This is a genomic window from Pseudomonas sp. LBUM1645 (assembly GCF_059716185.1).
The window spans coordinates 3,152,892-3,176,832 of sequence record NZ_CP166811.1 but is presented as its reverse complement, the minus strand read 5'-3'; the positions used below and the strand labels follow the sequence as shown (position 1 = coordinate 3,176,832).

Sequence of the window (23,941 nt, the reverse complement as noted above, 5' to 3'; positions counted from 1 at the left end):
TAGCACCAGAGTAGTGGCAGCCGATGAAGAGCGGGTTCGGAAACACCAAGGGCATCGCGCCCACCCTCAATCCCCGCGCAAAGCCGCTGAAACGGCCGAGTCAGGCCCGGGCGATTTTCACCGTAGAGGCGATTTACGAAGCGTTTGTTCGGATTTGGCGGCGCGATGGCTGGTCGGGTTTGACCACGCGCGCGGTGGCCCTGGAAGCAGGCGTCGCCATTGGCACGCTGTACGACTACTTCCCGAGCAAGGAAGCCTTGCTGTCAGGTTACGTCCGACATTGCCTAGAGCACCTGTTGCAACAGGTGGATGAACAGGTCGTACAGCCCACGGATCTGGACTGGCAGACCCGGATCAACCGCCTGATACGCCTGACCTGTGACCCGATCGAGTCCAGGCAACCGTTGTTCGACTATGAACTGATGACCCTCGAACACCGGATCGCCGAACCCAAACACCATCGGCGAGTGTTCCAGGAGCTGTCGCAGAAGTGGCGCGAAGCCTTCGCAGCCTGTACCGATTTGCCCGTATGCCCTTCAGAACAAACCATTGATTCCTGGCTGATCACGGCTTGGGGCGGTCGCCGTTATTGCGTCACCGCACAACCTGCGGCGGCGCAAACCGCCGCATGGCTAACGGAAATGGAAGCAATGATCTGTAGCCGACTGGCCAGGTAATCCATGTGGGAGCGAGCTTGCTCGCGATGAGGCCATGTCAGTCAACGTCATTGTTGAATGTAAAACCGCTATCGCGAGCAAGCTCGCTCCCACAGGGTACGTACCTTGACCACCGGCATTTGGCATCACGCTTTCTTGTGTTGTTCGACCCAAAGACCATAAGCATTGATGAATTTTTGCAAAAACGGCTTGAGCGACTCGGACAGGTTACCTGCCTCGTCGAACGCTGAACCGGCGCCGCTCAGATAGGCTTCCGGTTGCTGCATGCACGGCACATCCAGAAACACCATGGACTGGCGCAGGTGATGGTTGGCGCCAAAACCACCGATAGCGCCCGGCGAAGCACTGATCACCGCTCCGGGCTTGCCGCTCCAGGCACTCTTGCCATAGGGACGCGAACCCACATCGATCGCGTTCTTCATCGGCGCAGGCACCGAACGGTTGTATTCGGGGGTGACGAACAGCACCGCGTCGGATGAGCTCACTTGTTGCCGGAAAGTGCTGTAGGCTGCCGGCGGTGAAGCACCATCGATGTCCTCGTTGTAGAGCGGCAGATCGCCGATTTCGACGATAACCAGTTTGAGATTGGCAGGCGCCAGCTCGGCCAGGGCCAGCGCCACCTTGCGATTGATCGATTCCTTTCTCAAGCTGCCGACCAGTACAGCGATCTTATAGACGTTGCTCATGGAAGATTCTCGACTGTCCGATGGAAAGAGCTTGTAGTTATAGATGACGATTCAACCAGTGGGCGACTGAAAACGCCGCCCCTGACTATTTTTTTCCTGTAGGAAAACTTACCTCGCCCAACCACGGTCTACAGAGCCGCAAATTGAGTGATTTATCCCCAGAGGTTCTAAGCAGATGGCAGCAGTACTCGTCGGTCAGTTCCATGCAAGAGACGCGGAAGGCCGCGTTTATTCCGTGCATGAGTTCCAGGAATCCACCCCGTCGGCAGACGGCCTCACTGGCTCGGTGCCTGTCACCACTTATAAGCTGGCCATTGGCGATCGCGTTAAAAAGCTCGATGACAACCAGTTTTTGCTGGTGCAATCGGACGTCACTATCGTGCGCGAGCCCGACACCTATGTCGGCACCCGGCCGGAAACCAACGTCGCTTCATAACCCCGTGTTATGAGCAGAAGTCATATGCGCGCACTTGAGTTAGGATTCAGCCACTGACTCCCTCACCTGCTGAACATGGACTTCACGCATGCGTTTACGTCATATCGAAGTGATCCAGGCGCTCCTGCAGACCGGTCACCTGGGCACCGCCGCCGAATGGCTGCAGTTGCCTGTGGCCGAAGTCGAAGGGATTCTGCGCGACGCCGAGGATCAGTTGGGTTTCATGCTGTTTTCCAGCGTGCGTGGACGCTTGCAGGCTACGCGTGAGGCGCGGGAGTTACAGGTCCAGATCGCCCACGTCTATGAAGCGCTCGAGCCGGTCCAGCGCCTGGCCAACAGCCTCAAGCAATATCAGGCTCCGCCCTTGCGGATCGTCTGCACGCCGCCCCTGGCACAGCAGCTATTGCCACAGAGCATTGCCGCCCTGCGCCGACGTCTCCCTGACGCGCCTTGCACCCTTCTGAGTCAACCTACCCGCGAGATCGTCAGAAACCTGCTGCTGCGCGAAAGCGATCTGGGCCTGAGCCTGCATGACCCCGATCACGCCGACATTCATTGCCAGGTGATTGCCCAAGGCAAGCTTCAGCTGCTTGCGCCCCACGGCTGGTTGCAACCCAAACAAAAGTACATTTCGCTGCAGGATCTGGCCGGCCAATCGATGGTGGGCCTGGAAGGTCATGATCCGCTGAGCCCGGCGCTGGAAAACAAGCTGCATTCCCTGCGCCCTGCCCCGGTCATTCAGACCCGGGTACAGACTCACCAGATGATGCGCAGCATGGTCGAGGCCGGTGAAGGCCTGGCCATCGTCGACCCTTTCACCGCCCTCGGGGCCAAATCGGCCGGGCTGGATGCCTGCCCGCTGGCACCGGCCGTGCCGATCAGCCTGTATGCCTTGACCCTCAAGAATGGCGAGCCATCGCCAGCGATTCAGGCATTGCTGGGCATCATCACGGAACAAGCCGTGGCGATGTTGGCGAACTAACCGGGGTTTCCAGCGGGTTATCGAACAATCGATACCAGAACAGCGCCACTTCGGCGGTGTTCGGATCGATCCCGCGATAACGCAGATGATCGATTCCGCCCAAGACGTAACCGCTGCGCTCATAGAGTCGGCAGCCACCCAGGTTGTTGTTCTGGGTTTCGAGCATGATGCCCGGCAGTTTCTTTTTGCGGCTCCAAAACTGCGCTACATCCAGCAACGCCTTGGCCACGCCATGACGGCGCGCCGGCGCATGCACCGCCAACTCGTCGATATGGGCAAAGCCGTTCCAGTTGGTGCTGACCACCAGGTGGCCCACCGGCTCATCATCGAGATAAGCCATGAAAATCGCGCTGTCAGCGGCATCGCGGAAACTGCTGAACTCTTCGGGATCAATGCCGTAGCACTTGCGATAGGGCGTGATCGGCGTCACCGGCCATTGCTCCACCGGTTTGCCAATTTCGGCTGCGCCGTAGGCCTCGACTTCAAAACTGAAATCACTGCCCCAGATGTAGGCTGCAAAACCATCGTCGGCAACACGCACCGACAGCCCTGGGTATTTCGGATTCATGATCGGTTGCATACTGGGAAAGGTCCTCATTCCTTGATGCAATCAACGGTGTAATGCCGTCCATTGCCCTCGTCTTCGTGTTGCAATCCGTGCACATCAGCGACAAACCCCGGGAAGCTGCTATCGAACGTGCGCGCAAATGCCAGGTAATCAATGATCGAGCGCGTCGACTCGGTAAAACGCTCGCCGGGCATGATCAACGGAATCCCCGGCGGGTACGGCACCAGCATCACCGCGGCGATCCGCCCATCCAGAGCATCGATCGACACCGCTTCAACTTCGCCACGCACTAATTGATCATAGGCGTCAGACGGCTTCATGGCGATTTCCGGCAGCACCGTGTACATGCGCTTGAGGTGTTTGGCCGTGGCATTGCTGCGATAGCAGGCGTGCAGTTGATCGCACAGATCACGCAAACCCATGCCCTGATAACGCGCGACATTCTCTTGCGCCACGCACGGCAGACACGTCGCGAGGCTGACATTGGCATCGTAGCTGCGCTTGAACTCCAGCAACTCGGTCAGCAGCGTGCTCCATTTACCCTTGGTGATGCCCATGGAGAACAGCACCAGGAATGAATACAGCCCGGTCTTTTCAACGACCAGCCCACGTTCCCAAAGGAATTTGCTGACCACCGCCGCCGGAATCCCGCGCTCGCTGAGGGCGCCGCCTGCCGTCAGGCCCGGCATCACCAGCGTGACCTTGATCGGATCAAGCAGGACGTAGTCATCGGTCACGCCGCCAAAGCCGTGCCAGTCGGCGTCGGGTTGCAGCAGCCAGTCTTCGGTGATCACGCGATCGATGCCTTCCACCGACGGCGGCTGCCAGATGGAAAACCACCAATCGTCAGCGGCGATGTGCTGCCGCAAATTGGCCAGCGCCCGGCGAAAACTCAGCGCCTCGTCGAACATTTCCTGCAACAGCGATCGCCCGGCCGGACCTTCCATCATGGCCGACGCCACATCCAGCGAAGCGATGATGCTGTACTGCGGCGAGGTAGAGATGTGCATCATGAACGCTTCATTGAAGCGATCCCGATCCAGTTGCCGCGCGCCGCCGTCCTGGACGTGAATCATCGACGCCTGGCTGAATGCCGCCAGCAGTTTGTGGGTGGAATGGGTGGTGAACACCAGCGGGCCGTCCTCACTGCGGGAAGTGCCCATGCCGTAACGTCCGGCGAAGAACTCGTGAAACGCCGCGTAGGCGTACCAGGCTTCATCGAAGTGCAAGACCTCGACGCTGTTGCCCAGCTGCTGCTTGATCAGCTCAGCGTTGTAGCAGAGGCCGTCGTACGTCGAGTTGGTCACCACCGCCAACTTGACCTTGGGCGCCCGGCCCTTGGTCAGCGGGCTGGCGTCGATCTTGGCCTGAATCGATTCGCGGCTGAATTCGCTCAATGGAATCGGGCCGATGATCCCCAGCTCATTGCGCTCCGGGCACAGGTACAGCGGGATGGCGCCGGTCATGATGATCGAGTGCAATACCGATTTATGGCAGTTGCGATCCACCAACACCAAGTCATCGCGAGCGACCATCGAATGCCAGACGATTTTGTTGGCGGTCGAGGTGCCATTGATCACGAAGAAAGTGTGATCGGCGCCGAAATTGCGGGCAGCACGGGCCTCGGCTTCTGCCAGCGGACCGGTGTGATCGAGCAAGGAACCGAGTTCCGGCACCGACACCGACAAATCGGAACGCAGGGTATTTTCCCCGAAGAACTGGTGAAACGCCTGACCCACCGGGCTCTTGTGGTACGCCACGCCGCCACCATGACCGGGGGTGTGCCAGGAATAATTGGAGTCGGCCGTGTGCTGTACCAGCGCTTTGAAAAACGGCGGCAGCAGACCATCCAGATATTTGCGTGCCGCTCGGGCGACCTGCCTGGCCAGAAAAGGCACGGTGTCTTCGAACAGATAAAGAATCCCGCGCAGCTGATTGAGTTCAGCCATGGCATCGGCGGGAGCGTTCTCCAGGGTCACCTGCTCACCCAGTGCGAAGATCGGCAAGTCGGGCGCACGCACCCGCGCCAGGCCGATCAGCTCGGCCATGTTGTGCAATAGATGAGAGTGAGTGCTGGCGTCTTCGGCCGCAATCAACATGCAGGAAAGACCGTGATGGGTCGAGGCAACCAGACGCCCTTCGGTGTAATCCACCGCCGAGACAATGCTGAAGCCTTCTTGCTCCAGCTCCCGGGCGATGCCACGCACGCGATCACCGGCGACGGTGTCGGCCTTGATGTCGCGATGGACGATCAGGACCGGGAATTTCAAATCTTTATACATGGGGCTCAGTGTCCTGAGGCGGCAGACCGTGGTCCGCCAATCACCTCAGGGTAGAGGGTTCGAGCGCATGTGGCGAGTGCGGTGCCCTAAAATGGGTCATCGGGCGCGGTACGCCCTTTCAAGTTTAAAAGATCGCAGCCTCGTTTCACTCGACAGCTCCTACAACGGAATGCGTAACCCTGTAGGAGCTGTCGAGTGAAACGAGGCTGCGATCTTTTTTAGAAAGGCCTACGCCTGAGCCTTGGCCTCGGCCAGTTGCTGCCAGAGCGATGGGGCGCCGGCAGATTTGGCGATGGTTTCCAGGCGTGCCACGTGTTGGGCCAGATCATCTTCGCTGGCACGGATAATCCGCGTCGGCTGACGATCGGCCGGCAGACGGCGGATCTCGGTGGCGGAATTGTCCGCACCTTCCCCGGAACCGTTGCCGTCGGAGGCATTACCGGCCAGGGACAGGCTGGTCTGGCCGCCCGTCATGGTCAGGTAAACGTCGGCGAGGATCTCGGAGTCGAGCAAGGCGCCGTGCAGTTCACGACCGGAGTTGTCGACGCCATAGCGTTTGCACAAGGCGTCGAGGCTGTTGCGCTGCCCCGGGTGACGTTCCCGGGCCATCATCAGGGTGTCGAGGATCGAGCAGTGCTGCGTGATGTCCGCACGATCGTGCTGGCCCATCAGGGCGAATTCGTTGTTGATGAAGCCAACGTCGAACGCCGCGTTATGGATGATCAGCTGCGCGCCCTTGATGAATTCAAAGAATTCATCGGCCACTTCAGTGAAGCGCGGCTTGCCGACCAAAAATTCGTTGGTGATGCCGTGGACGCCAATGGCGCCTTCATCACTCTCGCGGTCCGGTTGCAGGTAAACGTGGAAATGCCGGCCCGTCAGGCGCCGACCGATCAACTCGACACAACCGATTTCGATAATCCGGTGGCCGTCGGTCACCGGCATGCCGGTGGTTTCGGTATCGAGTACAACGGATCTGGTGGCCATCAGTGCTCAGCTCTCAACGGGTCAATCGTGCAAAAGCGGCGATGTTAACACGCTCGCCGGGGTCTTTCAGGTGCACCGCGTCATCGTTCATCGCGAGCAAGCTCGGCTCCCACAGGGGATTTGCGCCCAATAGAGATCCAATGTGGGAGCGAGCTTGCTCGCGATGGCCGCGACGCGGTGTATTGGCAGAAACTGAATCAGGCCTGCTTGTAACCGCGCACTTCATCCACGCCACGGTTGGCCAGTTGGTCAGCGCGTTCGTTGCCATGGTGACCGATGTGGCCACGCACCCATTTCCAGGTGACGTTGTGGCGGTTGACCTGCTCATCCAGCAACTTCCACAGGTCAGCGTTTTTCACCGGTTCTTTCGCGGCGGTTTTCCAGCCGCGCTTCTTCCAGTTGTCCATCCACTCGTTGATACCTTTCATCACATACTGCGAGTCGGTGACCAGCAGCACGTCGCAGGAGCGCTTGAGTTCTTCAAGGCCACGTATCGCGCCCATCAGCTCCATGCGGTTGTTGGTGGTGTTGGCTTCGCCGCCCCACAGTTCTTTTTCAATGCCCTTGCACACCAGCAACGCGCCCCAGCCGCCAGGGCCAGGGTTGCCTTTGCAGGCGCCGTCAGTGAAGAGTTCTACGCTATCGCTCATGCCAATCTATCCAGAAAATGCGGTGGCTCGCCGATCGGTGATCGACGATGCCCGAGGCCGGGGCAAACCCGGCCGGGAAAATAAAAAGTGTATTACGGATCGATGCGGCGACGATTGACCTTGGCCATCGGCAATGGAATCAGCTTGCCCATCGGTTCGCGCCGCTCCTGACGGACGGGCCGCAGGCCCACCACGATCTTGCGCGCAACCAATAAATAGAAGCCGCCACCCGAAAGTTGCCAGTCACCGGCCTTGCGCTCCCAACCGGCCAGACGAGCCTGCCAGGCGGGTGACGCAAGCGGCGGACGATAGCATCCGAAGCGGCGTTTCTCCAGCGCGAAGCCCAGCAGGTTCAACCAGTCACCGACTCGCGACGGGGAGATGCAGCGAGCCTTGCGCAAGGCGTCGTGAGCAAAAACGTGACGCAAGCCCCAGGTGCTCCAGGGGTTGATCCCGACGATCAGCAGATGCCCGCCGGGCCGCACGCTGCTCGCCGCTTCGCGCAACAGACCGTGGGGCGACAGGCAGAAATCCAGCCCATGCTGCAACACCACCACATCGGCGGCATGCTCGCTCAAAGGCCACGCCTGCTCTTCGCAGACGATCTCGACACCCGGCAATGGCGCGCCGAGCCGCACATTGCGCTGGACTTGCGGCGCCGACGGCGGCGTTTGGGCCGACGGACCGTAATGCACCAGGTAGCCACCGAAGAACCGTCCCAACTCGTCTTCGAGCATGCGACGTTCTTCGTCCAGCAGAAATTGCCCGATGGGGCCGGACAGCCATTCTCGGGCCGCGCTGATCAATGTCAGCCATTCAGGATCAGCCTGAGCGAACGCTTTATCGGTCATTGCATTCTCCAACGCGCCAGGAAGTTCTAAGATGCGCCATTGTTTTCCGCTTGGCGAATCCGACGATGATACAGATCAGTGCCCTGCCCGCCTTCACCGACAACTACATCTGGTTGTTACAAGACCACCGTACCCAGCGCTGCGCGGTGGTTGATCCGGGCGATGCCGCGCCAGTGCAGGCCTGGCTCGCAGCGCATCCGGGGTGGGTGTTGAGTGATATTTTGATCACTCACCATCATCATGACCACGTCGGCGGCGTCGAGCAGCTGAAAAAAGCGACAGACGCGACAGTCTACGGCCCGGCCAGCGAAACCATCCCGGTCCGGGACGTGGCGCTCAAGGACAACGACCGCGTCAGCGTGCTGGACTGGGACTTCGATGTCTTTGCCGTCCCCGGCCATACCCTGGGGCATATCGCCTATTACCATCATGGTTTGCTGTTCTGCGGTGACACCCTGTTCGCTGCCGGTTGCGGACGCTTGTTCGAAGGCACGCCGGAGCAAATGCATACCTCTCTGACTCGCCTCGCCGCGCTGCCTGAAGATACGCTGGTCTACTGCACTCACGAATACACTTTGAGCAACCTGAAGTTTGCCGCAGCGGTTGAACCAGGCAATCCGGACACTGCCGCACGTCTGGAAAAAGTCACCGCACAACGTGAAGCCGGAATCATGACGCTGCCCTCTACTCTGGCGCTTGAAAAGCTTACCAACCCGTTTTTGCGTGTCGACGAAACATCCGTTAAAGAAAAAGTGGACGAACGGAATGGAACCCAAAACCGGGCTCCGAGTGCGGTCTTTGCTGCTCTGCGTGCTTGGAAAGATAAGTTCTAAGTAGCCATCACGTTGGTACAAAAATTCTGAATGGTTGACCGCAGGGGGTACGCTTTCTAGAATCGCCCGACATTTTTGCCCGGAACTTACTTCCAGCCAATGTCGTCACCTATTCGTAAAGCCATCAATTCAGACGCATTGACCCGCTTGGCTCAAGCCATTGCGGTGGCTGTGTCCGCCACTCTGGCGGGCTGTTCAAGCCATGTGCCGCAGACCGAAGCGACACACACTCCGAACATCGCCGCTCGAGCCAAGCAGAAGCCTATCTGGCTCAGCGAAAAACCGACTCCGCAAATTCCGCAAGATGTCTGGGAGCGCATGCGCCAAGGCTTCCAGTTGCAGGACAACCTGGGCGTCAACCCGCGCATCGAGCAACAGCGCCTGTGGTTCGCCAGCAACCCGTCCTTCCTCGAAAACGCCGGCGAACGCGGCAGCCTCTACATTCACTACATCGTCGAACGCCTTGAAGAACGCAACATGCCGCTGGAACTGGCGCTGCTGCCGGTGATTGAAAGCGCCTACAACCCGATGGCCTATTCCCGGGCCGATGCGGTTGGCTTGTGGCAATTCATCCCTTCCACCGGGCGTTACTTCAACCTGCGTCAAACCCGTTTCTATGATGGCCGTCGCGATATCACCGCCTCGACCACCGCGGCCATGGATTACCTGACCCGCCTGCACGACATGTTCAACGGCGACTGGCTGCTGGCCCTGGCGGCTTACAACGCCGGCGAAGGCACGGTCAGCCGGGCCATCGAGCGCAACGAAAAGCTCGGCTTGCCGACCGATTACTGGAACCTGCCGCTGCCGGCCGAAACCCAGGCCTACGTGCCAAAGCTGCTGGCCCTGTCGCAAGTGGTGCTGGCACCTGAAGCCTACGGCGTGAACCTGAACCCGATCGCCAACGAACCGTACTTTCAGGTCGTCGAAATCAACCAGCGCATGGACCTGTCCAAGGTCGCCGCGGTGGCTAACATCGACGAAGACGAACTGTTCCAGCTCAACCCGGCCTTCAAGCAGCGCACCACCATCGATGGCCCCCAGCATTTGCTGGTGCCAACGTCCAAGGCGCAACTGCTGACGGCCAGCCTGTCGACCATGCGTCCTGAAGAGTTGATCAGCAAGAAGCCGCTCAAGCCGGTATTCGAAGGCTCGGACGACTCCGAACTCGCCAGTCTCAAACGCGTTTACCGCGTTAAACGCGGGGACAACCTGGCCGCCATCGCCAAGGCCAACAAGGTCGACGTCAAGGACCTGCAACGCTGGAACAAGCTGACCGGCAAGAATCTCAAGGCCGGCCAGGCGCTGGTCATGCAGGACGCCACCAAGCGCAGCAGTGGTCGCGTCAACACCGTCGTTGCGGCGGACAGCAAGGCAAACAGTAAAGCTGACAAACAGAAGCCGCAGACCCAATACAAGGTCAAGCAAGGCGATTCGCTGTACATGGTGGCCAAGCGTTTCAACGTTGAAATGCAGCACCTCAAGCGCTGGAACCCGCGTGTTGGCCAGGCGCTGAAGCCTGGTCAGATGCTGACGGTGGCTTCGCCGCACTAAAATGAGCCCCTGATTTCAGGGGCTTTTTTTTGCCTGCTATTTGAGGGCTGTCACAGACCCTTGTGGGAGCGAGCTTGCTCGCGATTGCAGTTTAAAGTTCAACTCAAATATTGCCTGGTAGTCCGCTATCGCGAGCAAGCTCGCTCCCACAGGTGTTGCGGCATGCAGGGCTATCGCGTCAACCGTTACCAGCGCATTAACCGCCTGTCTTTTTCCTGTCGATACAAGCTGTTACTGTACGGGCCACAAAGCCCAAGCCGCCTGGATCGGATCCCTGACTTGAAGCGTCCCCTCCTTCTGCTCCTGATCAGCCTGGCCTTGAGCTCCCCCGCAAGCGCGACGATCAGCGAAAGCCATGGTTATGCGCAGTTCGGCACGCTCAAGTACCCGGCCAGATTTACCCACTTCGACTGGGTCAACCCGCAAGCGCCCAAGGGCGGTACGTTGCGGGTGATGGCATTTGGCACCTTCGATACGCTCAATCCCTACACCTTCAAGGGCTCAAGCCCGGTTTCCACGCCGAATTTCCTGCAATACGGCATCAACGAGCTCAACGAACCGTTGATGGTCGGTACCGGCCAGTACGCGCCGTCCGGCGATGAGCCGACCTCCAGCTATGGCCTGATCGCCCAATCGGTGGAATACAGCGAAGACCGCAGCTGGGTGGTGTTCAATCTGCGCCCCGAAGCGCGCTTTCACGATGGCACGCCGATTACCGCCTATGACGTGGCGTTCTCCTACCGCTTGCTGCTCAAGGAAGGCCATCCGCAATACCGCACCAACCTTCAGGAAGTGTCGCGGGTCGACATCCTCAATCCGCAGCGCATTCGTTTCGTCTTCAAGCGCGCTGGCAACCCGTTGTTGATCCTGCGCCTGGGCGAATTGCCGGTGCTGCCCCAGCATTACTGGAAAGGTCGTGATTTCAAGGCCACCACCTTCGAACCGCCGCTGGGTAGCGGACCGTATCGCATCACCTCGGTAGAGCCTGGGCGCCGGATCGTTTTCGAACGGGTCAAGGATTACTGGGGCAAGGACTTGCCGGTCAATCGCGGCAAATACAACTTCGACCGCATGGAAGTCGAGTTCTACCGCGACAGCGACGTCGCGTTCGAAGCCTTCAAGGCCGGCGAATTCGACATCTATATCGAGCACCAGGCGAAGAACTGGGAAAACGGCTACAGCTTCCCGGCGGTGCGACGCGGGGACGTCATCAAGGCGCAAATCCCGCATCAGATCCCGACCCAGAGCCAGGGTCTGTTCATGAACTCCCGACGCCCGGCCTTCTCCGAGACCAAAGTCCGTGAAGCGCTGGGCCTGATGTTCGACTTCGAATGGACCAACCGCACACTGTTCAGCGGCGCCTACAAACGCGCCATGAGCTACTACCCCAACAGCGAGTTCTCCGCGACTGGCCTTCCGGTCGGCCATGAATGGTTGATGCTCACGCCGTATCGCGAGCAGTTGCCCGCCAAGCTCTTCACCGAGCCGTTCAGCCTGCCGCAGACCCAAGGGCGCGGCATCCCCCGGGAAACCATGCGCAAGGCCCTGGGACTGCTTGCCGAGGCCGGCTGGAAGCTCAGCGGCCAGCACGTTCAGAACGCTGCCGGGCAACCGTTGCGTTTAGAGATCCTGCTGGTCAACCCGAACCTGGAACGCATCCTTCAGCCTTACGTCGAGAACCTCGCCAGCATCGGCATCGACGCTCGGCTGCGCACAGTCGATCGCGCCCAGTACAAGCAACGCCTCGACCAGTTCGATTTCGACATGATCCTGATGACTCTCAACCAGACGCTCAGCCCGGGCCTGGAACAATGGCAGTACTTCCATTCCAGCCAGGTCGGGGTCAAAGGCAGCAAAAACTACGCCGGTATTGCCAATCCGGTGGTCGACCATTTACTCGAACAATTGCTCGCCGCCCAGACCCGCGATGAACAGGTCGCCGCCGGAAAGGCCCTGGACCGGGTGTTGCTCTGGCAGCACTACATCATTCCCAACTGGTACCTCAATTATCACCGCCTGGCCTACCGCAACCGGTTCGCCTTCGTCACCACGCCGCCCTACACGTTGGGCCTGAGCGCGTGGTGGCTGAAATCTTCGGAGAAAGATCGATGAAACCCGTACGCACCCTGCTCTTGCAGGCCAGCGGTCTGTTGTTCGCCGGGCTGGCCTGTGCCGCCCCGCAACATGCCCTGACCCTGTACAACGAGCCGCCGAAATACCCGGCCGATTTCAAACATTTCGATTACGTGAACCCCGACGCGCCCAAGGGCGGGATCTTCCGTCAGGCCGGTTTCGGCGGCTTTGACAGCCTCAATCCCTTCATCAACAAGGGTGTCGCGGCCGACGACATCAGCATGATCTACGACACCCTGGCCAAACAGGGCCTGGATGAACCGTTCACCGAGTACGGCCTGGTCGCCGGCAAGATCGAAAAAGCCCCGGACAACAGCTGGGTGCGTTTCTACCTGCGCCCCGAAGCGCGCTTCCACGACGGCCATCCGATGCGCGCCGAGGACGTGGTGTTCAGTTTCCAGACCCTGATCAAGGACGGCGCGCCGCTGTTCCGCGGTTACTACAGCGATGTCGAGGAAGTGGTCGCTGAAGATCCGCTGACGGTGCTGTTCAAGTTCAAACACAACAACAACCGTGAGCTGCCGCTGATCCTCGGCCAGTTGCCGGTGCTGCCCAAGCATTGGTGGGCGACGCGCGATTTCACCAAGGGCAACCTGGAAATGCCGTTGGGCAGCGGCCCGTACAAGGTCAGCGAAGTCAAGGCCGGGCGTTCGGTGCGCTATGAGCGGGTCAAGGATTACTGGGCCAAGGACCTGCCGGCCAACCGCGGGTTCTACAACTTCGACGTGATGACCACCGACTACTACCGCGACAACACCGTGGCCCTGGAAGCGCTCAAGGCCGGGCAGTTCGATTACTGGCTGGAAATGGCCGCGAAGAACTGGGCCAATGCCTACAACATTCCGGCCGTCACCGAGGGCCGGTTGATCAAGGAACAGATCCCCAACGGCAACCCCACCGGCATGCAAGGCTTTGTATTCAACCTACGCCGCCCGGTGTTCCAGGACGTGCGCGTGCGCCAGGCCCTGACCCTGTTGCTGGACTTCGAATGGACCAATAAACAACTGTTCAACGGCGCCTACGCGCGCACCCGCAGTTATTTCGAGAATTCGGAAATGGCCGCCAGCGGCCTGCCGGACGCTGATCAACTGGCGATCCTCGACCCGTTCCGCGGCAAGATTCCCGAGCAGGTGTTCAGCGAGGCGTTCCAGAACCCGGTGACCGACGCCAGCGGCATGATCCGCGCCCAGCAGCGCAAAGCCTATCAACTGCTGCAAGAGGCGGGCTGGCGGATCGTCGATGACAAGATGGTCGACGCCACCGGCAAACCGGTGACCATCGAATTCCTGTTGGCCCAAACCGAATTCGAGCGGGTGCTGCTGCCGTTCAAGCGCAACATGAGTGACCTGGGCATCGACCTGGTGATTCGCCGGGTCGACGTCTCGCAGTACATCAACCGCGTGCGTTCACGGGACTTCGACATGATCGTCGGCAGCTTCCCGCAGTCCAACTCGCCGGGCAACGAGCAACGCGAGTTCTGGATGTCCGACGCCGCCGACAAACCCGGCAGCCGCAATTCCATGGGCCTGAAAGATCCGGTGGTGGACCAATTGGTCGAGCAACTGATCAACGCCGATTCGCGCAAAAGTCTGGTGGCCCATGCACGCGCGCTGGACCGCGTGCTGCAATGGGGTTATTACGTGATCCCCAACTGGCACATCAAGACCTGGCGCGTGGCTTACTGGAACCACATCGGCCACCCGAAAATCTCACCCAAGTACGACATCGGCATAAACACCTGGTGGGTCAAGCCAGACGCTACACCGGCGATAGAAGTCGAAACCAAACTGCAAGCCGACCCTGCGGGCACGGAGTAATCAGATGCTGGCGTATATTTTTCGGCGACTGCTGCTGATCATCCCGACCTTGCTTGGCATTTTGCTGATCAACTTTGTGATCATCCAGGCCGCCCCCGGCGGGCCGGTGGAGCAGATGATCGCCAAGCTCGAAGGCTTCGAAGGCGCCACCAGCCGCATCGCCGGCGGCGGTGCCGAAGTCTCGGTGGCGGGCTCGGCCTATCGTGGGGCGCAAGGCCTGGACCCGGCGCTGGTCAAGGAAATCGAGCACATGTACGGCTTCGATAAATCGGCGCCGGAACGTTTGTGGATCATGATCAAGAACTACGCCACTCTGGATTTCGGTGACAGCTTCTTCCGCGACGCCAAGGTCATCGACCTGATCAAGGAAAAGATGCCGGTGTCGATCTCCCTCGGGCTGTGGAGCACGCTGATCATGTACCTGGTGTCGATCCCGCTGGGGATCGCCAAGGCGACGCGACACGGCAGCCACTTCGACGTCTGGACCAGTTCGGCGATCATCGTCGGCTATGCGATCCCGGCGTTTCTGTTCGCCATCCTGCTGATCGTGGTCTTTGCCGGTGGCAGCTATTTCGACTGGTTCCCGCTCAGAGGGCTGACCTCCAACAACTTCGACGAGTTGAGCATGGGCGGCAAGGTTCTCGATTACTTCTGGCACTTGGCATTGCCGGTGACGGCGCTGGTGATCGGCAACTTCGCGACCATGACGCTGCTGACCAAGAACAGCTTCCTCGACGAAATCAACAAGCAGTACGTGGTCACCGCCAAGGCCAAGGGCCTGACCAATCACCGCGTGCTCTACGGCCATGTGTTCCGCAACGCCATGCTGCTGGTGATCGCCGGGTTCCCGTCGGCGTTTATCGGCATCTTCTTCACCGGCTCGTTGCTCGTGGAGGTGATCTTCTCCCTCGACGGTCTCGGGCTGATGAGTTTTGAGGCGGCAATCAACCGCGATTACCCAGTGGTTTTTGGCACGCTGTTCATCTTCACCCTGTTGGGATTGGTGGTGAAACTTATCGGTGACCTCACCTACACCTTTGTCGATCCGCGTATCGACTTCGAAAGCCGGGAGCATTGAGATGAATCTGTCCCCTCTCAATCGCCGACGCTTCGAACTGTTCAAGGCCAACAAGCGTGGCTGGTGGTCGCTGTGGCTGTTTCTGCTGCTGTTTGGGCTGAGCCTCGGCGCCGAGTTGATCGCCAACGACAAACCCTTGGTGGTGCACTACGACAACGGTTGGTACTTTCCGGCGCTCAAGCGTTACCCGGAAACCACCTTCGGCGGCGAATTCCCGCTGGAAGCCAACTACAAGAGCCCGTACATCCGCGAACTGCTCAAGGAAAAAGACGCCTGGGTCCTGTGGGCGCCGATCCCCTACAGCTATCAAAGCATCAATTACGACCTGAAAGTCCCGGCACCTGCGCCACCTTCAACCGACAACCTGCTCGGCACTGACGATCAGGGCCGCGACGTATTGGCGCGGGTGATTTATGGCTTCCGGATTTCGGTGCTGTTCGCCCTGACGCTGACCATTCTCAGCTCGATCATCGGCGTGATTGCCGGGGCCTTGCAGGGTTTCTACGGCGGCTGGGTGGATTTGGCCGGACAGCGTTTTCTGGAGATCTGGTCCGGGCTGCCGGTGCTGTACCTGCTGATCATTCTCGCCAGCTTCGTCCAGCCGAACTTCTGGTGGTTGCTGGGGATTATGCTGCTGTTCTCGTGGATGAGCCTGGTGGACGTGGTCCGCGCCGAATTCCTGCGGGGGCGTAATCTGGAATACGTGCGCGCTGCGCGAGCGTTGGGGATGCAAAACGGTGCGATCATGTTCCGCCACATCCTGCCCAACGCCATGGTCTCGACCATGACCTTCATGCCGTTCATCCTGACCGGCGCCATCGGCACCCTGACCGCCCTGGATTTCCTTGGCTTCGGCTTGCCGCCGGGCGCACCGTCCCTCGGTGAGCTGGTGGCCCAGGGCAAATCCAACCTGCAAGCGCCGTGGCTCGGCATGAGCGCGTTTGCCGTGCTGGCGTTGATGTTGAGTTTGCTGGTGTTCATCGGCGAGTCCGCTCGCGATGCCTTCGACCCGAGGAAGTGAAATGAATCAGGACAATCTGATCGAAGTGCGCGACCTGGCCGTCGAATTTGTCGTTGGCGAACGCGTTCAACGGGTGGTCGAAGGCGTGAGCTTCGATATCAAGCGCGGGGAAACCCTGGCGCTGGTGGGCGAAAGCGGCTCCGGTAAATCGGTAACGGCGCACTCGATCCTGCGGCTGCTGCCCTACCCGCTCGCCCGGCATCCGTCCGGGACCATCGAGTACTCCGGGCAGAACCTGCTGAGCCTGAAAGAGAAAACCATCCGCCACATCCGCGGCAACCGGATCGCGATGATCTTCCAGGAGCCGATGACCTCGCTCAATCCGCTGCACTCGATCGAGAAGCAGATCAATGAGGTGCTGAGCACCCACAAAGGCCTGATCGGCAAAGTCGCGACCAAGCGCACCCTGGAGCTGCTGGAAATGGTCGGCATCCCGGAGCCCGAGAAACGCCTCAAGGCCCTGCCCCATGAATTGTCTGGCGGCCAGCGGCAGCGGGTGATGATCGCCATGGCCCTGGCCAACGAGCCGGAGCTGCTGATCGCCGACGAGCCAACCACCGCGCTGGACGTCACCGTTCAGCTGAAAATCCTCGAATTGCTCAAGGAATTACAGGCCCGATTGGGCATGGCGCTGCTACTGATCAGTCACGATTTGAACCTTGTGCGAAGAATTGCGCATCGCGTATGTGTCATGCAGCGCGGTTGCATCGTCGAACAGGCATCGTGCGAAGAGTTGTTCCGCGCGCCGCAGCATCCGTACACTCGGGAACTGTTGGCAGCGGAGCCCAGCGGCAAGCCGGCAACCAATGTAATTGGCCCGCCGTTGCTGCAAGTCGAGGACCTGAAAGTCTGGTTCCCGATCAAGAAAGGCTTTCTGAAAAAGACCGTCGACCACATCAAAGCGGTGGACGGAATCAATTTCAGCCTGCCTCAGGGCCAGACCCTGGGGATTGTGGGAGAAAGCGGTTCAGGCAAGTCAACACTGGGTTTGGCGATTTTGCGGCTGATCGGCAGCAAAGGCGGCATCCGTTTTGAAGGCAAGCAGCTAGACTGCCTGACGCAGGGCGAGGTTCGACCGTTGCGCCGGGAGATGCAGGTGGTGTTTCAGGACCCGTTCGGCAGCCTGAGCCCGCGGATGTGCGTGAGTCAGATCGTCGGCGAAGGCCTGCGGATCCACAAGATGGGCACCGAGGCGGAACAGGAACTGGCGATTATTGCGGCACTCAAGGAGGTAGGTCTGGATCCGGAAACCCGGAACCGCTACCCCCACGAATTTTCCGGTGGGCAACGGCAGAGAATCGCCATTGCCCGGGCATTAGTGCTAAAACCGGCGTTGATTCTGCTGGACGAGCCGACTTCGGCCCTCGACCGGACAGTGCAACGCCAAGTGGTGGAGCTTTTGCGTTCACTGCAAACCAAGTACAACCTGACGTATCTGTTTATCAGCCATGACCTGGCTGTCGTCAAAGCGCTGAGCCACCAGCTGATGGTGGTCAAGCAAGGCCAAGTGGTCGAACAGGGAGACGCGCAAAGTATTTTTGCGGCCCCCAAACATCCGTATACACAGCAGTTGCTGGAAGCCGCTTTCCTGGCCCCAGCCACTGCGCAATAACCTGAAAGAGAGGAGCAACACATGGGTTTTCTCGCCGGTAAGCGCGTACTGATCGTCGGTGTCGCCAGCAAGCTGTCCATCGCATCCGGCATCGCTGCCGCCATGCATCGCGAGGGCGCTGAGCTTGCCTTCACTTATCAGAACGACAAACTCAAGGGTCGTGTCGAAGAGTTCGCACAAAGCTGGGGTTCCAACCCTGACCTGTGCTTCCCGTGCGACGTGGCCAGCGATGAAGAAATCGCCAAGGTCTTCGTTGAGCTGGGCAAGAAGTGGGATGGCCTGGACTGCATCGTGCACTCCGTCGGCTTCGCCCCGGGCGACCAACTGGATGGCGACTTCACCGAAGCCACCACCCGTGAAGGTTTCCGCATCGCTCACGACATCAGCGCCTACAGCTTCGTGGCCCTGGCCAAAGCCGGTCGCGAAATGATGAAAGGCCGCAATGGCAGCCTGCTGACCCTGTCGTACCTGGGTGCCGAGCGCACCATGCCGAACTACAACGTGATGGGCATGGCCAAGGCTTCCCTGGAAGCTGGCGTTCGTTACCTGGCCGGCTCCCTGGGCCCGGACGGCACCCGCGTCAACTGCGTATCGGCTGGCCCGATCCGCACCCTCGCCGCTTCTGGCATCAAGAACTTCCGCAAGATGCTGGCCGCCAACGAAGCGCAAACCCCGCTGCGTCGTAACGTCACCATCGACGAAGTCGGCAACGCCGGCGCCTTCCTGTGCTCGGACCTGGCGTCCGGCATCAGCGGCGAAATCATGTACGTGGACGGTGGCTTCAACACCACGGCCATGGGCAGCCTCGAAGAGTAATCTTCGGTCAGCCAAAAAAAACCCGCCTCGATAGGCGGGTTTTTTATGAGGGCGCGAAGTCAAAAGATCGCAGCCTTCGGCAGCTCCTACAGGGGATTTGTGTTCATCAGCCAACACGGGGGGCCCCGGTCAATGTAGGAGCTGCCGAAGGCTGCGATCTTTTGACTTTGACGTCAGACTAAACACTGCGCAAATAGCTGCTGGATCGGCTGTGTGCGCTGACTATAGCGCTGCAACAACACAATCTCGCGGTAGAACGTCAACTCCCCCAACGGAATGATCCGAACCTTCGCCCCATGCTCAAGCCAGAGCCCCGCCTCGGGTAGCAGCGACACGCCTAACCCGCATTCAACCATCTTCACAATGGCTTCCAGCTCATCCAGCTCCAAGGCCACCTGCACATCAATCTGCTGCTCGCGCAAAAACCGCGTCACCAATCTTCCACCGAACGAATTGCGGTCGTAACGCACATGCGGATGGCTCGCGAGGATCTGCAACGGTTCATCGCCTTCAAGGTCCGCCGGCACGATCAATACAAACGGTTCCTTGCGGATGACCTGCGCTGACAGTTCTTTGGGCAACTCGAACGGCGGCTTGATCAGGATCGCCAGATCCACCTCACCGGTGTCCACCTGACTCAACAAGTTCAGCGACACACCGGGCACCAGTTTCGGCTCGAGCAACGGCGCCTGTTGCCTCAGTCGCAGCAACGCCTGGGGTAGCAGTCCGGTCTGGGCCGTGGCCACCGCGCCTATTTTCAACTCGCCACGATACTCGCTGACATCATCGCTGACCGCCATGCGGCTGAAGGTCTCGAGCATTTCCCTGGCCATCGGTAACGCCCGCTGGCCCGCCGCATTGAGCAGCGCCTGGCGTCCGGTGCGGTCGAACAAACGAATACCCAGCGCCTGTTCCAGATTGCGAATCTGCGCGCTGACAGCCGACTGGGTCAGGCCGATGTGCATCCCGGCCGCGGCAAATGTGCCGTAGCGCGTCACCGCAATAAAGGTTTTCAGTTCCCGCAGCATGGCGTTCTCGATTGATCGAAATAATTTGAGCTCGATGCAAAAATTATCGTCTTTTAATCAAAAAGCACAGGGCTAAACTCAATCTGAATCCACACAGCAGAGGCACATCCGATGCAACTCTCCCCTTTTCACTTGGCCATTCCGGTCTACGACCTGACTGCCGCGCGCAATTTTTATGGCGAAGTTTTCGGCCTGGAAGAAGGTCGCTCAAGCGATCATTGGGTCGATTTCAATTTCTTCGGCCATCAGCTGGTCATTCACCTGGCGCCGAAAAACGCCTCTCAAGAAGCCGCGCACACCAATGCAGTCGACGGTCATGACGTGCCGGTGCCGCATTTTGGTGTGGTGTTGGGGATGAACGAATGGGAGGCGCTGGCCGAGCGGTTGAAAGCCCTCGACACCCGATTCGTGATCGAACCGGGCATTCGTTTTCAGGGATTGGTGGGCGAGCAAGCGACGATGTTTCTCTTCGATCCGTGCGGCAACGCGCTTGAGTTCAAGGCATTCAAGGACGTAGGTCAATTGTTTGCCAAGTGAATACGTCGGCTTGTGCCAGCAGTTCCTCGATCGAGCCGGGGAGCTGAGGGTTGCACTCGAGTTGTCCGATGCTGAAGCGGATTTCATAACCGCGATGCACCGTGGCATTGCGCTCTTCGAGTATTTCTTCGAGTCGCGCCCTGATCGCGGGAATCTCCACAACGCTTGAGCCGGTCAACAACGCAACGAATTTGTCGCTGCCCAACCGGCCGATCACATCGCTCTCGCGAAAGGCTATTCGCAGCACATCAGCGAAGGTTTTCAGGGCATTGTCGCCCTCGGCGCGACCATAGAGATAGTTGATGTGTTTGAAGTCATCAATATTGAAAAGCAGCAGCGTCGCTGGCTTTTTCAGCTGTTGGCAGACATCCAGCCCATGTTGGGCCAGCGCTGTAAAACCGTGTCGGTTGGAGAGCAGCGTCAACTCGTCCATGCTCGCCATCTGCACGCCCATCAACTCCTCCTCGGCCTTGCGGGCCAAGTCTCGCAGCAGCTCGCGCTCCTGCAGTGGCGTGCGCAACGGGTCGGCGCATGCGCCTGGTTTTACCGGTTTGCCTGGGATCAGCATTACTCACTCCATTGGCGGGTATATTTCTTAGAGTCGTCCATACCCGGTTTGGCTCCCTGTTAATAGACCGCCGGTCAACTACCCACGACCGGACATGGCCCTCCCGCGTCAGCCCAAAGCTTGAACTGGGTGACGAAAATGTCGTGCGGCACCGGGACCGGCGCCCTTCCCTGACCTGGATTCCAGCCCCAAAGCACCAATTTGTCATCGCTGACATGCTTGATCAGCGCGGCAAAATCGCGGTCGCCATTACCGGAACGGTCCTTGATCATTGCGCACAATTTATCGGCCGGCAGTCCGATCCAGGCCATTTTGTGCGCGGCTGGCGGCAGACTCCAGTGCGGGGCCCCCGGTGGTGCGTGAGCGCCGTAACTGGCCGGCGGATTGCTGTCGGCGTGACAGGTAGCGCAGGGCAAACCCGCCGCGCCCTTGCCGTCCATGCCCCGCACGACGTTCATTGCGTGGGGAATCCCGGCGTCGAACTGCAACGGCGAATCGCCGGGGATATGGCAGTTCTGGCAGCGCGGGCTCTGAAAGACCTTTTGCACGGTATCGAACGCCTTGATGGCCTCCTTATCGTCAGCGAGCACGTGCTCGGCGTAGGCGATCAGGCCGATCAACACCACCGTGCCAAGAATCAGATGTCGTCTCATCTCACACCCCCGACAGTTGCAGCGGCAGTTCCCGCAAGCGTTGGCCGGTCAGGGCGAACACCGCGTTGGCCACTGCCGGCGCCGTGGGCGGCACACCGGCCTCGCCGATGCCGCCGGGTTTGTCGCTGCTGGGCACGATATGCACTTCCACCACCGGCATTTCGTTGAGCCGCAGCACTTGATAGTCGTGGTAATTGGATTGCACCACCTGCCCGTTCTTGAAGGTCAGTTTGCTGTGCAAGGTAAACCCGAGGCCAAACGTGATGGCCGATTCCATCTGCGCCGCAATGCTCATCGGGTTGACCGCAATGCCGCAATCCACCGCACACACCACCCGGTGTACGCGGATCGCCAGGTTGTCCTGGGACACTTCGGCCACCTGGGCGACGTAGCTGCCGAAAGACTCATGCACCGCAACACCCAGCGCATGGCCGTCCGGCAGTGGCGCCTTCCAGTTGGCTTTCTCGACGGCCAGGTTCAGCACGCCAAGATGCCGTGGATGGTCCTTGAGCAAGGTTCGTCGGTACTCGACCGGATCCTTGCCGGCCGCCTCCGCCAGTTCGTCGATCAGCGACTCCATCACGAACGCGGTGTGGGTGTGCCCTACCGAACGCAGCCAGAGCACGCGGATGCCGGTTTGCGGCGAATGCAGATCAACCTGGTGATTCGCCAACCCCTTAAGGTACGGACTGTCGGCGACCCCTTCGACAGACGTCTTGTCGATGCCATTTTTGACCATGGTCGCCTCGAATGACGTACCCGCCATGATCGACTGCCCGACCATCACATGTTTCCAGGCGATCGGCAGGCCGCCGGCATTGAGGCCGATGCGGGCCTGATGGAGGAATGCCGAGCGGTAGTAGCCACCGCGAATGTCGTCCTCTCGGGACCAGACGGTTTTCACCGGTGCGCCCGCTGCCTTGGCGACTTCCACGGCTTCCGCGACAAAGTCCGAGGTCGGATTGGCCCGGCGACCGAAACCGCCGCCGAGAAACTCGGTATGAATCTCCACTTGTTCCGGTTTGAGCCCGGTGATTTTCCCGGCGACCATTTGATCCAGCGTCTGGAACTGGGTGCCGGTCCAGATTTCGCATTTGTCCTGGGTGATTTTAACTGTGCAGTTGAGAGGTTCCATCGGCGCGTGGGCCAGGTACGGCACGCTGTACTCGACATCGATGGTCTTCACCGCTTTACCCAGACCCGCCGCGACATCACCGGCCTGACTGGCCGAAGCGCCAGGGGTGGCGGCGAGTTTGCGGAAGCTTTCCAGCAGCGTCTGACTGTCGAGCCCGGTGTTCGGCCCCAGGTCCCAATCAATCTTCAACGCATCGCGCCCCAGCTTCGCCGCCCAGTAATGATCGGCAATCACCGCCACTCCGGTGGGCACCTGCACCACTTTGTGCACGCCCGGAATCGCCAGCGCTTCGGCGCCTTCGAAGGATTTGACGCTGCCACCGAACACCGGCGAGCGCGCGACCATGGCGGTCATCAAGCCGTCGAACTGCACGTCCATGCCGAACTTGGCACGGCCGGTGATTTTTTCCGGGGTGTCCAGGCGCTTGGTCGGTTTGCCGATGATTTTCCAGTCCTTGGACTCCTTGAGCTTGATCGACGCCGGATCCGGTACCGGCAACTTGCCGGCGTCATCGGCCAGTTCGCCGTAGGTGGCGCGTTGGTCGCCGGCAATCACTACACCCGACTCGGTGCGAATCCCTGAGGGCGCGACGTTGAAGCGCTTGGCCGCCGCGTCAATCAACATCAAACGCGCCGCTGCACCGGCCTGACGGTAGCGGTCGAACTCCATCCAGGTCGAGGTGGACCCGCCAGTGATTTGCATCCCGCCAAACCCGGCCAGACCATACTCGGCGGCCGAAGCCGGTGCATGTTCGACGCGGATCTTCGACCAGTCGGCGTCCAGTTCTTCGGCGATCAGCATGGTCAGGCCGGTCCAGATGCCTTGGCCCATTTCCGAATGGCCGAGCAGTATGGTGACGCTGTTGTCATTGCCGATTCGTAAAAATGCATTGGGCGCGAAAACATTGCCTTGATTCTCGGCGCCGACGGCAAAGCGATGGGCACCGGGGATGAAAAACGCCACCACCAGACCACCGCCCAGCACCGCGCTGCCCTTGAGGAAACCGCGGCGTGACAGAGGATTGAGGCTGTTCATTG

The 23,941-nt window shown here is 59.8% G+C and carries 22 protein-coding genes; 12 read left to right on the top strand and 10 right to left on the bottom strand.

What is annotated here, in order from left to right; genetic code table 11:
- Positions 1–23: 23 nt before the first annotated feature.
- The gene (locus ACA079_RS14350) at positions 24–677 is read left to right on the top strand and encodes a TetR/AcrR family transcriptional regulator (protein ID WP_497704026.1); all 654 of its coding nucleotides are present in this window, start codon (positions 24–26) and stop codon (positions 675–677) included.
- Between the two features lie 125 nt (positions 678–802).
- On the opposite strand, the gene ACA079_RS14345 is transcribed toward ACA079_RS14350, so the two are convergent.
- On the bottom strand, positions 803–1,363 hold the full coding sequence (locus tag ACA079_RS14345) for an NADPH-dependent FMN reductase (RefSeq protein WP_497704025.1): 561 nt from the start codon (positions 1,361–1,363) through the stop codon (positions 803–805).
- Between the two features lie 175 nt (positions 1,364–1,538).
- On the opposite strand from ACA079_RS14345, the gene ACA079_RS14340 reads away from it, so the two are divergent.
- On the top strand, positions 1,539–1,799 hold the full coding sequence (locus ACA079_RS14340; protein ID WP_497704024.1) for a hypothetical protein: 261 nt from the start codon (positions 1,539–1,541) through the stop codon (positions 1,797–1,799).
- Between the two features lie 88 nt (positions 1,800–1,887).
- Positions 1,888–2,781, top strand: a complete 894-nt coding sequence (locus tag ACA079_RS14335) for a LysR family transcriptional regulator (protein WP_497704023.1) — start codon at positions 1,888–1,890, stop codon at positions 2,779–2,781.
- Here ACA079_RS14335 and ACA079_RS14330 read toward each other — a convergent pair.
- The 5 genes from ACA079_RS14330 to ACA079_RS14310 form a co-directional block, all read right to left on the bottom strand.
- Entirely contained in the window at positions 2,747–3,361 is a 615-nt protein-coding gene (locus tag ACA079_RS14330) for a GNAT family N-acetyltransferase (protein ID WP_497704022.1), read from the bottom strand. The two genes, ACA079_RS14335 and ACA079_RS14330, sit on opposite strands and share 35 nt — an antisense overlap.
- Before the next feature lie 14 nt (positions 3,362–3,375).
- Positions 3,376–5,631, bottom strand: a complete 2,256-nt coding sequence (locus ACA079_RS14325; RefSeq protein WP_497704021.1) for an Orn/Lys/Arg family decarboxylase — start codon at positions 5,629–5,631, stop codon at positions 3,376–3,378.
- A 228-nt stretch (positions 5,632–5,859) separates the two neighbouring features.
- Positions 5,860–6,618, bottom strand: coding sequence for a DNA polymerase III subunit epsilon (gene dnaQ / locus ACA079_RS14320; RefSeq protein ID WP_033054619.1), 759 nt, complete (start codon positions 6,616–6,618; stop codon positions 5,860–5,862).
- A 197-nt stretch (positions 6,619–6,815) separates the two neighbouring features.
- The gene (rnhA, locus tag ACA079_RS14315) at positions 6,816–7,268 is read right to left on the bottom strand and encodes a ribonuclease HI (RefSeq protein WP_008152099.1); all 453 of its coding nucleotides are present in this window, start codon (positions 7,266–7,268) and stop codon (positions 6,816–6,818) included.
- A gap of 92 nt (positions 7,269–7,360) precedes the next feature.
- Positions 7,361–8,119, bottom strand: coding sequence for a methyltransferase domain-containing protein (locus ACA079_RS14310; RefSeq protein ID WP_008152097.1), 759 nt, complete (start codon positions 8,117–8,119; stop codon positions 7,361–7,363).
- Positions 8,120–8,184: 65 nt separating this feature from the next.
- On the opposite strand from ACA079_RS14310, the gene gloB reads away from it, so the two are divergent.
- The 8 genes from gloB (at position 8,185) to fabI (ending at position 18,983) form a co-directional block, all read left to right on the top strand.
- Positions 8,185–8,952 carry a hydroxyacylglutathione hydrolase gene (gloB, locus tag ACA079_RS14305; RefSeq protein WP_497704020.1) on the top strand — a complete coding sequence of 256 codons (768 nt, stop codon included), beginning with the start codon at positions 8,185–8,187 and terminating at the stop codon, positions 8,950–8,952.
- A gap of 99 nt (positions 8,953–9,051) precedes the next feature.
- The gene (locus tag ACA079_RS14300) at positions 9,052–10,506 is read left to right on the top strand and encodes a transglycosylase SLT domain-containing protein (RefSeq protein WP_497704019.1); all 1,455 of its coding nucleotides are present in this window, start codon (positions 9,052–9,054) and stop codon (positions 10,504–10,506) included.
- A gap of 279 nt (positions 10,507–10,785) precedes the next feature.
- A complete protein-coding gene (locus tag ACA079_RS14295) occupies positions 10,786–12,618 on the top strand; it encodes an extracellular solute-binding protein (RefSeq protein ID WP_497704018.1) in 1,833 nt (610 codons plus the stop codon).
- A complete protein-coding gene (locus ACA079_RS14290; protein WP_497704017.1) occupies positions 12,615–14,456 on the top strand; it encodes an extracellular solute-binding protein in 1,842 nt (613 codons plus the stop codon). Before ACA079_RS14295 ends, ACA079_RS14290 begins: the two co-directional genes overlap by 4 nt.
- A gap of 4 nt (positions 14,457–14,460) precedes the next feature.
- Positions 14,461–15,534, top strand: a complete 1,074-nt coding sequence (locus ACA079_RS14285; RefSeq protein WP_056741785.1) for a microcin C ABC transporter permease YejB — start codon at positions 14,461–14,463, stop codon at positions 15,532–15,534.
- Between the two features lies 1 nt (position 15,535).
- Positions 15,536–16,555: an ABC transporter permease gene (locus ACA079_RS14280; RefSeq protein WP_095128240.1), complete on the top strand. Its 1,020-nt coding sequence runs from the start codon at positions 15,536–15,538 to the stop codon at positions 16,553–16,555.
- A 1-nt stretch (position 16,556) separates the two neighbouring features.
- Positions 16,557–18,167 carry an ABC transporter ATP-binding protein gene (locus ACA079_RS14275; protein ID WP_497704016.1) on the top strand — a complete coding sequence of 537 codons (1,611 nt, stop codon included), beginning with the start codon at positions 16,557–16,559 and terminating at the stop codon, positions 18,165–18,167.
- Positions 18,168–18,188: 21 nt separating this feature from the next.
- The gene (fabI, locus tag ACA079_RS14270; protein WP_008152082.1) at positions 18,189–18,983 is read left to right on the top strand and encodes an enoyl-ACP reductase FabI; all 795 of its coding nucleotides are present in this window, start codon (positions 18,189–18,191) and stop codon (positions 18,981–18,983) included.
- Positions 18,984–19,156: 173 nt separating this feature from the next.
- Here the strand turns inward: fabI and ACA079_RS14265 are convergent, their stop codons facing one another.
- On the bottom strand, positions 19,157–20,011 hold the full coding sequence (locus ACA079_RS14265) for a LysR family transcriptional regulator (protein ID WP_497704015.1): 855 nt from the start codon (positions 20,009–20,011) through the stop codon (positions 19,157–19,159).
- A 111-nt stretch (positions 20,012–20,122) separates the two neighbouring features.
- Here ACA079_RS14265 and ACA079_RS14260 point away from each other — a divergent pair, with 111 nt between their 5' ends.
- Positions 20,123–20,548, top strand: coding sequence for a VOC family protein (locus tag ACA079_RS14260; protein ID WP_497704014.1), 426 nt, complete (start codon positions 20,123–20,125; stop codon positions 20,546–20,548).
- Here the strand turns inward: ACA079_RS14260 and ACA079_RS14255 are convergent.
- The 3 genes from ACA079_RS14255 to ACA079_RS14245 all read right to left on the bottom strand — a co-directional run bounded on the left by ACA079_RS14255 (position 20,517) and on the right by ACA079_RS14245 (position 23,939).
- The gene (locus ACA079_RS14255; RefSeq protein ID WP_497704013.1) at positions 20,517–21,116 is read right to left on the bottom strand and encodes a GGDEF domain-containing protein; all 600 of its coding nucleotides are present in this window, start codon (positions 21,114–21,116) and stop codon (positions 20,517–20,519) included. The two genes, ACA079_RS14260 and ACA079_RS14255, sit on opposite strands and share 32 nt — an antisense overlap.
- 74 nt (positions 21,117–21,190) lie before the next feature.
- On the bottom strand, positions 21,191–21,769 hold the full coding sequence (locus ACA079_RS14250; protein ID WP_497704012.1) for a hypothetical protein: 579 nt from the start codon (positions 21,767–21,769) through the stop codon (positions 21,191–21,193).
- 1 nt (position 21,770) lies between these two features.
- Positions 21,771–23,939: a xanthine dehydrogenase family protein molybdopterin-binding subunit gene (locus tag ACA079_RS14245; protein ID WP_497704011.1), complete on the bottom strand. Its 2,169-nt coding sequence runs from the start codon at positions 23,937–23,939 to the stop codon at positions 21,771–21,773.
- Positions 23,940–23,941 lie beyond the last annotated feature (2 nt).